General features: G+C 69.0%; 10 protein-coding genes and 1 pseudogene. 6 read left to right on the forward strand and 5 right to left on the reverse strand.

Annotated features, from left to right (window positions below):
- Positions 1-95 precede the first annotated feature (95 nt).
- On the reverse strand, positions 96-1,769 hold the full coding sequence (locus tag IEW87_RS07415) for a glycosyltransferase family 2 protein (protein WP_188711629.1): 1,674 nt from the start codon (positions 1,767-1,769) through the stop codon (positions 96-98).
- A 195-nt stretch (positions 1,770-1,964) separates the two neighbouring features.
- Between IEW87_RS07415 and IEW87_RS07420 the strand changes: the two genes are divergently transcribed.
- From IEW87_RS07420 to IEW87_RS07430, 3 genes are all read left to right on the forward strand, one after another.
- Complete coding sequence (locus IEW87_RS07420; RefSeq protein WP_188711630.1) at positions 1,965-3,056, forward strand: glycosyltransferase; 1,092 nt, start codon at positions 1,965-1,967, stop codon at positions 3,054-3,056.
- Positions 3,057-3,117: 61 nt separating this feature from the next.
- Positions 3,118-4,899 carry a glycosyltransferase family A protein gene (locus tag IEW87_RS07425; protein WP_188711631.1) on the forward strand — a complete coding sequence of 594 codons (1,782 nt, stop codon included), beginning with the start codon at positions 3,118-3,120 and terminating at the stop codon, positions 4,897-4,899.
- A 79-nt stretch (positions 4,900-4,978) separates the two neighbouring features.
- A complete protein-coding gene (locus IEW87_RS07430; RefSeq protein ID WP_188711632.1) occupies positions 4,979-5,389 on the forward strand; it encodes a hypothetical protein in 411 nt (136 codons plus the stop codon).
- Between the two features lie 118 nt (positions 5,390-5,507).
- On the opposite strand, the gene IEW87_RS07435 is transcribed toward IEW87_RS07430, so the two are convergent.
- Positions 5,508-6,761 carry an HNH endonuclease signature motif containing protein gene (locus IEW87_RS07435; protein WP_373285097.1) on the reverse strand — a complete coding sequence of 418 codons (1,254 nt, stop codon included), beginning with the start codon at positions 6,759-6,761 and terminating at the stop codon, positions 5,508-5,510.
- Between the two features lie 46 nt (positions 6,762-6,807).
- Between IEW87_RS07435 and IEW87_RS07440 the strand changes: the two are divergent.
- The 3 genes and pseudogenes from IEW87_RS07440 to IEW87_RS07450 form a co-directional block, all read left to right on the forward strand.
- Positions 6,808-7,197 (forward strand): annotated as a pseudogene (locus IEW87_RS07440) (ATP-binding cassette domain-containing protein); the annotation flags it as partial.
- 48 nt (positions 7,198-7,245) lie between these two features.
- Positions 7,246-8,406: an epoxide hydrolase family protein gene (locus IEW87_RS07445; protein ID WP_188711634.1), complete on the forward strand. Its 1,161-nt coding sequence runs from the start codon at positions 7,246-7,248 to the stop codon at positions 8,404-8,406.
- Positions 8,407-8,497: 91 nt separating this feature from the next.
- The gene (locus IEW87_RS07450; RefSeq protein ID WP_188711635.1) at positions 8,498-8,989 is read left to right on the forward strand and encodes an HIT family protein; all 492 of its coding nucleotides are present in this window, start codon (positions 8,498-8,500) and stop codon (positions 8,987-8,989) included.
- 94 nt (positions 8,990-9,083) lie between these two features.
- Here the strand turns inward: IEW87_RS07450 and IEW87_RS07455 are convergent, their stop codons facing one another.
- From IEW87_RS07455 to IEW87_RS07465, 3 genes are read right to left on the reverse strand one after another with little or no spacing between them, the layout of a single operon-like run.
- Entirely contained in the window at positions 9,084-9,539 is a 456-nt protein-coding gene (locus IEW87_RS07455) for a DapH/DapD/GlmU-related protein (protein WP_188711636.1), read from the reverse strand.
- 4 nt (positions 9,540-9,543) lie between these two features.
- Positions 9,544-10,503 (reverse strand): glycosyltransferase family 2 protein, encoded by a 960-nt coding sequence (locus IEW87_RS07460; protein WP_188711637.1) that lies wholly within the window; start codon positions 10,501-10,503, stop codon positions 9,544-9,546.
- Positions 10,500-12,413 (reverse strand): glycosyltransferase, encoded by a 1,914-nt coding sequence (locus IEW87_RS07465; protein ID WP_188711638.1) that lies wholly within the window; start codon positions 12,411-12,413, stop codon positions 10,500-10,502. The genes IEW87_RS07460 and IEW87_RS07465 overlap by 4 nt, the downstream gene beginning before the upstream one ends.
- Positions 12,414-12,421 lie beyond the last annotated feature (8 nt).

Here is a 12,421-nt window from a genome sequence, read left to right on the forward strand (position 1 = left end):
AGCGAGCGCGGCCGGACGAGAGGCGAGCGGCAGCGCACTCCCTTGCGGGGCTCGCGCGAGCACGCGGAGCCCTCACGTCAGCGCCTGTGCCGACGTCAGCGACCGCGGCGCAACGCACGGACGGCGCGCGCGGGGAACCCACCGAGCAGCCGGTTCACGCCGCGTGCCGCGCGACCCGCGCGGCCGCCCGTCTTCGCGTTGAGGCCGCGCGCGACGAGGCGCGCCGTCGAGATAGTGCCCTCGGCCTGCTCGGCGCGGATCCGCATGTGCTGCAGCTCGTTCTCGAGGCGCGCGATGCGGGGATCCACGCGCACGACGCGCTCTTCGAGGTGCTCGTTCTCGCGCAGGTCCGCGAGCTGTGCGGCGTCGCTCGACTGCCACTCGAAGCCCGCGATCTTCGCCACGAGGTCCTCGAGGCTCTGCTCAGCGGTCACGTAGGGGCGGGCGCGCTCGACGACGGCCGAGTTCCAGATCGTCACCGCCTCGTCGTTATCGTGACCCGGCGTGAAGAATCGCATGGCGCCGATCCACGGCTTGTCCATCAGGCGGTACATCTCCTGCAGGCTCTCGCTCGAGAGCTCTGCGGTGATGGGCACGTCGATGCGGAAGGGCGCGGGGAAGACGCTCTGCGGGCGCTCTTCGGCGAAGATGACGCGGTTGTCGGTGCGGAACCACTCGCGGACGAGGTACAGCTCGTTCATGGGGTCGGCGAGCATGCCGCGACGCCCCTCGTGGAGCTTCGACCAGGGCCCGACGAGCACGACATGCACGTCGGTCTGCGTGTTGTTGAGGATCCGGTCGATCGCGGGGCGCGCGTAGACCGCCGTCTCGGGTGTCACCTCGGTGACGACCTTGAGGAGCGGCACTTCCCAAATCCTGTTGTCTGCCTTGCGACGGTACCGGGGGATCGCCATACGCTGTGCGAAGTGGACGTCGTTGTGCCAGGCGACCTTGGCCGCGTGGTCCTGGATCGTGCCGCGACCCATGTGCCAGCCGACGGCGTCGTGCGCCGGGATGAACACGGCACCGGCCTGCCACAGCTGGTAGGCGATCTCGGTGTCCTCCCCGAGGTGCAGGCGGGTGTCCTGGCCGAACGTGCGGTCGTAGACGGCGCGGGTGACGGTCGCGCACGCGCCCATGTGGGTGGAGTAGTTGCGGCCGTCGGAGTCGTTGAGGTCGTCCGTCTTGCGGTAGATCTCCTTCGACCAGTGCTCGTGGAGCTGCGAGCGGTCGTAGTCGTCGCCGATTGTTCCGGCCTTGACCTTCTCGTAGACCTCTTCGGGCGTGTAGGTCCACTCCTCGATGAAGCCCTTTTCACCGATCGTGGCGGCTTCGGGGATGAAGTGCCCCCACTTGGCGTGCTGGCGCACGTTGTCGCGGAAGAGGATCATGTCCGAGTCGCACCAGTAGATGATGTCGCCGGTGGTGGACGCGATGCCGATGTCGGTGGCGTTCGAGCGGCCCCAGCCGTCACTCACCTCATGGATGCGGATGACGCGGGTGTTCTTGGGGACGAACTCGCCGAGCTCGACCGGCTCCTCGCCGCCACCGTCGTCGAGGACGACGACCTCGAGAAGATCCTCGGGGTAGTCCTGTGCGGCCAGAGAGGCGAGCGTGAACTCGAGGGTCTTCGACTTGTAGGCCGGGATGATGACGGACACCGACATGGTCGGCTCCCAGTCCTCGGGGAGGGTTCCGTCGAAAACGTCGCGCCACCGGTTGCGGGAAACGACGGTGGGCGCGCCTGCACGCTCAGCTTCTCGAGTCACGCGATGAGTCTAAGGGGTGGGCTTGTGCGTTCCTGAAGGCATGCGTAACGTCTGCCGACATGCCGGAGCGGCAGACGTTCGTCGTCATCGCGGAACTCCAGTGGAGCGGGTCGACTTGGCTGGGCCGGCTGCGGGCGATCGGGCGCCGGCTCACGCGCTTGCGGCGAGCGATGAGGCACCCCATAGACTCGGGTGATGGGCCCTGTGTCACCTGCGCTCGCACCCGAGAAGCGGCGCATCTTCAACTTCCCCGGTTGGCGGGATAACGCTTATGTCCAACTGCTGCAGGAGGAGGCCGTCGAGCGCGGCTACGAACTGGCCGGACGCCCCGACTTCGACGAGGCGCTGAGGGAGCTCACCTCGCCGGAACGCCGCGGTGTCATCCACGTGCAGTGGACGAGCCCCGTCACGGAATGGGCGGTCGATGCGAAGGACGCGCGGCGACGCGCCGATCTCTTCCTCGACGCGCTCTACAGCGCGAAGCAATGGGGCCGGCGCATCCTCTGGACGTTGCACAACGTGCTGCCTCACGACGTGGTGTATCCGAAGACGGCACTGATGCTGCACGAGCGGCTCGCCGAGCTCGCGGACGCCATCCACGTGATCTCTCCGGGAACGGTGGAGCTCGCATCTGCGCACTATGCGCTCCCGCCCGAGAAGGTCGTCGGCATCCCGCACTGCAGCTACGACGGCGTGTACGGTGATGCGCCGACGGATCGCGCGGCGGCGCGCGAGGCGATCGGCGCGCGACCGGACGGCACGGCGGCGATGTTCTTCGGGTGGATCCGGCCGTACAAGGGACTCGAGCACCTCGCGCGGGCGGCGGAGATCGCCGTAGGGCAGGGGGCCGAGATCGAGGTCCTGCTCGCGGGACGCCCGCAGGGCGCGGTGGACGGGATCCTCGCGGACCTCGAAGCGGGACCTGTGCGCGTCACGACCCACCTGCAGCGCGTCGCGGACGAGGACGTCCCGACATGGTTCACGGCGGCCGACGTGCTCGTGCTGCCGTACCGGGCGATCCTGAACTCGGGGAACATGTTCCTCGCGGCGACCTACGGGCTGCCGATCATCCTTCCCGATGCGCCGCACCTCGTCGCGGAGTTCGGCGAGGAGGCGTGGATCCGATTCTTCGACCACGAGAGGCCGGCGGAGTCGATCGCGGAGCTCCTCGCGGATGGCTGGTTCCATCAGGAGGAGGCGCGAGCTGCGGCGCGTGCATTCGCGGATGCACGGCCGCCTCGAGCGATGGCGGAGGCGTACGCCGACCTCGTCGAGCGGCTTTCCTGAACATCACAACGTGGCCGGGTAGCCTGTCCACGCCCGATGAAGGAACTCGAGAGGGAATCGGATGCGACGAATCCGCCGTGACGCCGACGTGAACGACGTGGCGAGGCGACTGGACGGACCCGAAGACGTCGCTCGCGCGATCGGCATCGAGACGGATCCGCTGCCGCGCCTCGCGCTCGACCTCCCGGACGCCCACCTGCTGCGTCACGTCGCACTGCCGCGGGATCCGGCGCAGAAGACCTTCGAGCTGCGGGTGCGATTCGACCACTGGGAGGCGCCGGTTCCGCGCTGGCGCGGCCGGCTCGGGCAGGTGCGCGGCCTCACCGGGTATGACCTCGAAATCGGCACGCCGCGCGGCGGGGCGACGGCGACGGTGCGGGTGAGTGAGCCGACGCCCGTGCACGAGATCGCGAACGCGCTGATTCCGGTCTTCCTGCCCGACACGCCCTTCGCGGGTGCGGGCTTCCCGCTGGTCGCGCTCGCCGCCGGGGCGGGCGACGCGGCGCTGCCGCTCCTCCCGACGCGATCCGTGCCGCCGGTCGAGCCGATGGTCGACCGCCTGCAGGGCGTCGGCCTCAAGCGCGCGGATGTGCTGATCGGCGGGGCGGTGCGGTTGGCGGATGAGCTGGCGGCACACCACGTGTCGACGTCGGACGCGACATACGGCCAGCCGCGCACCGAACTGCCTGCGATCGATCTGGCGGTGCACAACCCGATCGGGCGCGAGCTGTTGTTCAAGCCGTCGCGGCCGGAGCGGCGGATGACCGTGACCGGCAATCGCGGAATCATCGCGGCCGTCGAGGTGGGGATGGGTGCGCCGATCGAGTTCGACGTGCGCCGCCCGCTGGACGCGGCGATCGTCCGCGAACTACGCCGCGTGGAGAGCATCGACCTGTCGGGGCTGCGCGACCTGCCCGAGGGTCTCGCCGCGCGGTTCGCGGAGATCGCGGCGACCGACACGATCCTGCACTCACTGCCGGCCGCGGTGGACGTTCCTGCGGAGGCGCTCGCTCCAGCCCTGACGAACGTGATCCGGCGGCCGTACCGACAGCAGATGGGGCTGGAGCGCGAGCTGCGTCAGGTCGAGGCGCGGCGGATCGCCATGCACGAGCACGGCGGCTTCTTTCGGCTCGCATCGAGCGTGGAGCAGCTCACGGGCACGCGCTACTCGCCGCGCGTCAGCGTGATCCTGTCGACGATGCGCAGCGAGCTCGTTCCCGGTGTGCTCGAGATGATGGCCAGGCAGACGTACGCGCACGTCGAGGTCATCGTCGTGCTGCACGGTGTGCCGGCGCCGTCGCTCGACGGTGTCGACCTGACGGGGCTCGACTACACGCTCGTGGAGGTTCCGGCGACGGTGCTGTTCGGCGGAGCACTGGCGGAGGGCGTGCGACGGTCGTCGGGAGACCTCATCACGAAGCTCGACGACGACGACTGGTACAGCGAGCATCACGTCTCGGACCTCGTGCTCGCCCACCTGTATTCGCGTGCGGACATCGTTGGAAAGACGACGGAGTATCTCTTCTTCGAAGAGGTCGGTCAGACGGTGCACCGCACCTTCGCCACGGAGCGCTATCACGACCAGCTCGCGGGCGGGGCGATGCTGATGTCGCGGGCGGCGTTCGACGCGCTCGGCGGATGGCGCCCGACGCCCAACTCGACGGACCGCTCGGTGCTGATCCGGGTGGAGACGCAGGGCGGGGTCGGTTACCGTACGCAGAGCCTCGGCTACATGTACATCCGGCACGCGTCGAAGCACACGTGGGAGCGCACCGCCTCGCAGCTCGTGCAGGGCTCCTTCGAGCAGTGGCGCGGGTGGCGCTCACCCGAAGTGGGGTACTGAGCAGGCGGATCCCGCAGCAGCTCTGTGCGGGGCGCGGTCAGGGGTGCGCCCAACGCTCACGCGCGACATACTGGACGCCATGCAGCGGATTCGCGGAGCGGTGGCCCTCGCCGTACTCGGGCTCGGCGCGCTGACGCTCGCGGGCTGCGCGGGGTCGATGGGCGGCTTCAGCGACCTCGACGCGGATCGCGAGGCGCAGGACGAGCTTCCGGCGCTCGACGAGGTCGCGCTCGCGTCCGTCGACGCTCAGACCAGCCGATACGTCGGCGAATACAAGGGGACATCGCTGTGGCTCGTCGAAGGGCGCGCAGACTCGCCTGTGTGCTTGGTCGCCGCCAGTGACGATTCCGAGTGGACCATGGCCTGCGGCTCGGGCGCCGGACTGACGACGAGCGGCGCCCTCGGTCGTTTCACGGTGGTGCCGGACAACCTTCCCGCGCCCCACGAGGCGACCGCGATTTCGGAGAACGTGTACGCCCTCGGCGGGTGAACGGTATGAGCGCCAGGCGCGCGCAGCGAGCGCGGCGCGGGCGGGCGCGGTCGATGATCGACCTCAGCAGGAGTCCGATGGTCAGAGCGTGACGGCGTGCGACGGTCGTCGGGCCGCATCACCACCCTTCCTTCCGGTCCGAATTGTCGTCCGCGCGCTCGGCTGCCCGCGCGCGGGCAACCGCGTCGTTGCGGGCGTCGCGGTCCTGGACGATGCGTCGTTCGTGCGCGGACCGCTCGTCGGCACGGCGCTTCGCCTCCAGCGACTCGACGTGTGCGCGGAAGTCACCCCGATTCTCTGGTGGGTCGCCGTCTCGTGCCCATTCGGGGCGGTCGTCGTCTCTTGTCGGTGACGGTGCCGGCTGAAAGAACACGCGGCTCGCCGGTTCGTCGCGATGCGTGCGGCCGGCCGGGCTCGTCCATTCGATGACGCCGTCGGCGAGTTGGCGTAGGGTCCACCCCGAGCCGTGCTTCATCATGTGGTGTCCCTCGCAGAGCGCCGCGAGGTTCGATTGCGCCGTCTGACCACCGCGCGCATAGTCGTGCGAGTGATCGATGTCGCTCTTGCGCGCGGGCACAGTGCACCCCGGGAACCTGCAGGTCATATCCCGTCCGATCAGCGCGCGCCGTTGCGCCGCGGATGGTCGGTAATGGTCGACGCGTTCAATGGTGCCCGAGTCGGGGCGATAGAACAGCCGTTCCCAACCAGCCGCGCTGCCCGCGACGATCCGAGCGGTGTTGGGTGAGACGAGACCGCCCTCATCGATCCAGCTCGTGCCGTCGTCGGGATCGATCATCTGGTCGACCGGAATCGTCACCTGCACCGTCGCCTGCACATCCGCGAGCGTGGCGCCCGTGCCCGAGGCGTGAAGGTCGTGGCCCGTCGGCTCCGCCGACAGAAGGATGTCCGTGAGGATGTCGACGCGCAGCTGATCCAGCGTGCGCAGGTCGGTCGCAGCAGCAGGCGCCGCGTCGTCGACCGCGTGCCCGCCTTCGCGGTCGTGCGCACGTCGCGCGCGTCGTCGGTCGGCCGTCACGATCTTCGCCATCTCGGTGGCGCGGTCGTACAGGGCGCGCCCCTCGAAGGTGGGGAGATAGATGACCAGGTCGCTCATGCCGTCGTCGCGCTCGGTCAGCGTGACGAAACGACGTGCGCGCTCCCGCTCGTGACGCTGACGTAGTGAGAGCGGCGCGAGCTCGGCGGCCTGTTTCTTCACGATGCGCTTCAGATCCCCCGGTGTGCTCTGCTCCGCGAACGGGACCGCCGCCTGATCGAGGGACGCGCGCGCGTCCGGCGTGAGCGGCCCGCCCGCGTCGACGACAGCACGTGCGTGCCGCACGGAGATTCGCCCGTCACAGAGCGCGTCGTGCATCCGGGGGTAGGAGTCGACGAACTGCTCGGTCGGCCTCGAGAGCCAGCGGCGTCACTATCCGCATCAGCTGTCCGGCGGCCAGAAGCAGCGCGTGGCGATCGCGCGGGCGGTCGCGCTGGATCCGGCTCTGCTGATCGCCGACGAGCCGACGAGCGCGCTGGACGTGTCCGTGCAGGCGCAGGTTCTCGAGGTGTTCCGCGACTTGCAGGAGCGACTGGGGTTCGCCTGCCTGTTCATCAGCCATGACCTCGCGGTGATCGACGAGCTGTGCGACGACGTCTCCGTGCTGCACTTTGGACGCGTGGTGGAGACGGGCACGCGCGAGCGCGTGCTGCGGGATCCCGAGGACGATTACACGCGCCGTCTCCTCGCGGCCGCTCCGGTGCCGGATCCGATCGTGCAACGGGAGAGACGCGCGGCGCGCATTGCGGGATGATCGTCGAGCGCGGCCGGTTCGCCGCCGCTCGGACGACAGGAGGACGACATGACCATCGACGACGCGATCCGCCCGTTCGAGCTGAAGGTCGACGAGGCGCGGGTCGCGGATCTGCGCGACCGGCTCGCCCGGGCGCGTCTTCCGGAGCGCGAGACGGTCAGCGTCGGCGACGCTTCCTCGGATGCCGACTGGAGTCAGGGCGTCCCGCGCGCCTACCTGACGGAACTCGCCGAGTACTGGGCGACGCAGTACGACTGGCGAAGACTCGAGGACGAGTTCAACGCTCATGACCCGGCCGTCACGCGCATCGACGGCGTGGACATCGTCTTCCTCCACGTCCGCTCATCGCACGCCGATGCCGTGCCGCTCGTGCTCACCCATGGCTGGCCGAGTTCGGTGATCGAGCCGCTGGAGGTCGCGCGTGCGTTCGCTGAACCCAACGACCCTGAGGCGCCGGCGTTCCACGTCGTCGCGCCCGCGTTACCGGGTTTCGGTCCGAGCGGAAAGCCCGTGGAGACGGGGTGGTCAGTCGATCGGACCGCCGATGCGTGGTCCGTGCTGATGTCGCGGCTCGGCTACGAACGGTTCGTCGCCGCGGGTGGGGACTGGGGCGGTCGGGTGACGGCTGCGCTGGCCGTGCGCCACCCCGATCGCGTCGCGGCGATCCACTCCTTCACCCCCTACGTCGAGGTGCCGCCCGAGGACGGTGATCTCGACGAGCGCGAAGCCGCCAATCTGGCGGAAACTCGGGCGTTCTGGCAGCGGGGCGGGGGATACTCTCTCGAGCAATCGACGCGTCCGCAGACGCTCGCGTACGCGCTGACCGATTCCCCGATCGGCCAGCTCGCCTGGATCGTCGAGAAGTTCCACGGGTGGACCGACAACGACGGCCGCCCCGAGGACATCGTGGCACGCGACCGTATCCTTGACACGGTGTCGCTCTACTGGTTCACCGCGTCGGCGGGATCGTCGGCACGGTTCTACTGGGAGAACTTCCCACCCGACAACCGCGCCCCCATTGAGGTGCCGTCGGCGGTGACGGTGTTCGCTCGGGAGATCGAGCGCCTGCCTCGCGCATGGGTCGAGCGGCGGTTCCGCGACCTGCGCGTGTGGAGTTACGCGCCGCGCGGCGGTCATTTCCCCATGCTGGAGGTGCCGGGCGACTACGTCGCCGAAGTGCGCCGCGCATTCTGCGCGATGCTCTCGTAACGACCTCCCTTGCGTTCGCCACGCGCCTTGAGGAGCGCGCGCTCGAGCGGCGCGCGGCGACCAGCGCCCGTCATCCGCTACCGTCGAGGGCATGACCTGGCGCGACGACCGTATCGGATCCGCCGTGCGCGGGGAGAACCCCACGGTGCTCGCCGAGCTTCGCGGCGGCTACGCCGTCATCGGCGACGTCCAGTTCCTGCCCGGCTACTGCGTGCTCCTCGGCAAGGATCCGCACGCGACGGCGCTCGCGGAGATGCCGCGCGCCGATCGCGTGCAGTTCCTCGCCGACGCCGATCTGCTCGCCGCGGCCGTCGAACGCGCGTGCCGTGAGGCGGATCCGCGCTTTCGGCGCACCAACATCGACGTCCTCGGCAACCACGACGCCTTCGTGCACGCCCATATTTGGCCGCGTTACGAGTGGGAGGCGCCGGAGCTCGTGCGCCGTCCGGTGTGGCTCTACGATCCTGCGAACTGGCGCGACCCCGCGACCGCCCTCGATGCGCGGCACGACGCGCTCCGCGCGAGCATCGCACGTCACCTCAGAGCGCTCGCGGCCGCCGACGCCGTGCGGATCCGCGCCTGAGCGTGCCCCGCTCCGCGAGTGCCCCGTCGCCCTGTTGCGCGCCGAAAAGGGCGCGAACGCACTCGCGAGGCGCCCGCTGGCGTCATCGCGCCGCTTAGCCCTTCAGGCGCTTGACGACGCGCGCGGGCACGCCGGCCACGAGCACGTCGTCCGGCACGTCTTCTGTGACGATCGAGCCGGCCGCGACGATCGCGCCCGCTCCGATCGTGACGCCCGCGAGCACCGTCGACGATGCCCCGATCCACGATCCGGCGCCCACGACGATCGGGTCGTGCCGCACCGCGCCCGCTCGACGCTCATGCGGGCCGATGTCGTGTGTGTCCGTGATGAGGCGCACGAACGGTCCGATGTTCACGCGGTCGCCGATCGTCACGTGCGGCCGCACGTAGCAGTCGCGGTTGATGAACACATCCTTGCCGATTGTGATGTCGCCCGTGAACTCACCGCCCCGGTAGATCTGGGTCCGGTCGCCCACGCGAAGCGTGGTGTGCTCGCCCTGGTTGAACTGCACCTGCTTCGCGATGCGCGTGTCGTCGCCGATCTCGAGCATGGCGTCAGTCTTCCAGCGGCGCCATGATCTCGAACGACCGATCGCGCGAGAGCGCGAGTCCGTCACGCATGCCCGTCCAGAGGTTGCTCCAGCCGCGGCGTGTGATCTTGCGCTCGACGAAACCGAGGCGGATCAGCTCCTTCGCGAACGTCGCCGCCGTGCCGAGCGCGAAGGCGAGCGGGCGATAGTCGCCGTGTGCGCGGTAGTAATGCGACATGATCCCGCGGTTGCGCATGATGTAGTACCGGTACATGTCGCTCGAGGCATTCAAGTGCCGCGTGCCCATATCCCACTGCTTGATCGACCGCGTGCGCTGCAGCACGAACTCATCGACGATCACGCACGGCTCGTAGCGTGAGGCGAGGTAGCCGTAGATCGTGTCATCCCAATAGATGAAGAATCGCGGATCCGGCAGACCGATCCGCTTCACGAGCGAGCGATGGATGAACATGCCCTCGAAGCAGCCCGAGTTCATCTCGCGGTACCCGGACTCATCGAAGCCGGCCGGCGCAAACGGGATCGGGATGCCGAGCGCCGTCGAGACCCGGTACTGCCAGTAGAACTCGGATCCGTCGTAGTCGTAGCGACGCCCCTGCACGTGGCGGAAGCGCGGCGCCCACACACCCATGCGGGCGAGGCCGTCTGGCAGCACCTCGACGTCGTCGTCCATGAGCCAGATCCACTCGGATCCCAGCGCGTACGCGGTCTTCATCCCCTCGCTGAAGCCGCCCGCGCCGCCCGTGTTCTCATCGAGGCGGCGAGAGACGAGCTCTGTGTCGAGTTCGCTCTGGAAGCGCTCGACGACGCTTGCCGTGTCGTCACTCGAGGCGTTGTCGACGACGACGACGCGACCCGGCTTCGGATCCATGCGGCCGACCGACTCGAGAGCGCGCGCCAGCAACTGTGCGCGATTGAACGTCACGATGACGATCGCGGCGGTCCGGGGGTCGAATGCGTCGGTCATGCGTCGTCCTCGAAACTGCGGATCCATTCGTCCTCCGCCACGAGGCGGGGGAGGGCGGCCCGGTACTCGCGAGCGAGGCGCGGCCATTCCTTCTTCAGACGGCGGTGCAGGCGGATCGAGTCGCGCAACATGCCGCGGAACGTTCCTCGATTGCGCGTGTAGATCTGCTTTCCGGATCCGTCGGCAGCCGACACGAGCGCCGAGTCGAACGCCGGCACGCGCCACCACTCGGCGTCGTCCTTGCCGAACTCCACCTCGGGCGTCTGCACGTTCTCCGGGGCCGGGCGGCGCAACAGGTGGTCGAGCAGGGTGCGCGCCGTGAAGACGCGCAGGCGCAGACCGGTCGGATTGTCGAGCCCCGCGCGGCGGGGCCGCAACTCGAACACCCGGCGGCCCTTGCGCGAGTGGAGGACGCGTTCGGGGTCGCGGTGCACGACCGTCTCGGGGTACTTCTTCGCGATTTCACGCGCCTCCGGCATGCGCGTGCGCAGCGTGCGTCGCATGTGATCCGGGCCGCTCAACACGTCGCGCAGCGCGCGATTGCGCAGCGCCGTCGGGTAGTACTGCATCATCATGAGGTGCTTGAGGTCCATGCGGCGGCTGTGGCGCAGCAGCGTCCCGCCATGGGGGATCGTCGAGTGCAGCAACCCCGACACGATGCGGTTGCGCGCGTGGAAGTACGCCTGCCAGTCGATCGCGTCGTCCTTGCCGACCCACGACACGTGCCAGAGCGCCGCACCGGGGAGCGTCACGGTCGGGATACCCGCCGCGCGGGCGCGCAGCGAGTACTCGGCGTCGTCCCACTTGATGAACGCGGGAAGCGGCAGCCCGATCTCGGCGATGACCGCCTTCGGGATCAGACACATCCACCAACCGTTGTAGTCGGCGTCCATGCGCATGTGCAGAAGCGGGGCCTGGCGCAGGTTCTGCTCGCGGAAGTCGTGCGGCAGCTGCTCCTGATAGAGGGTGCGCCACATGAACGGCATCTCGTCGACGACCTCGGCCCAGGCGTGCAATCGCGGTCGGTCCAGCAGATCGAACATGTGTGCGCCGACGATGACCGGCTTCGTCGCGTAACGGCCGAACACAATCGAGCGGCGGATCGACTCCGGCTCGATCTTGACGTCGTCGTCGAGCAGCTGCACGAAGTCGCTCTCGTCGCGCTGCATCGTCTCGTGCATCGCGCGGGCGAACCCGCCGGATCCGCCGAGGTTCGGCTGCGTGATCACCTGCAGGGTGTCGCCGAGAGCGCTGGCGACCTCGGCGAACCCGTCCTGCGCGTCGACCCGGTCTGTGCCCTGGTCGATGAGGAAGACGCGGTCGACGACCTCGAGCACGCCCGCGCTCTCGGCGAGCGCGGTGAGGGTGTCGAGGCAGTACGAGGGCTTGTTATAGGTCGTGATGCCGAGCGACGCCTTGCCCTCGCGCACCGGCTCGTGGTCGGTCGTCCACGTGGCGCCCTCGAGCACGACGGGCTCGCGATCCGCGACGATGTCGAACCAGACCCAGCCGCCGTCGGAGAACTGCGTCAGCGCGATGTCGAAGTGCGTCTCGCTCTCGCCCGACACCTCCGCGGTCTCGATGCGCTGCTGCACGGCGGATCCGTTGGAGCGATACACGAGGACCGTCGCCGACCCCGACGTGCGCACGGTGAGAGTGACGCGGCGTACGCTCGTCCAGTGCTGCCAGTATGAGGCAGGGAAGGCATTGAAGTAGCTCGCGAATGACGTGCGACTGCCCGGATGCACCCGCACGCTCTCGCGCGAGAGCACGTCGCCGATGTGGGCGTCGTTCGTCACGCGAACGGGGGTGTCGTCGATCGTCGACCAGGTGTCCGCGTCAAGATACAGCGGCAGGAGGTCCGGGTCGCGGTCGGTCGGGAAGACCACGTTCTGCAGAACGAACGGCATAGACGTTG

The sequence above is a fragment of the Microbacterium faecale genome, assembly GCF_014640975.1.
GTDB classification, from domain to species: domain Bacteria; phylum Actinomycetota; class Actinomycetes; order Actinomycetales; family Microbacteriaceae; genus Microbacterium; species Microbacterium faecale.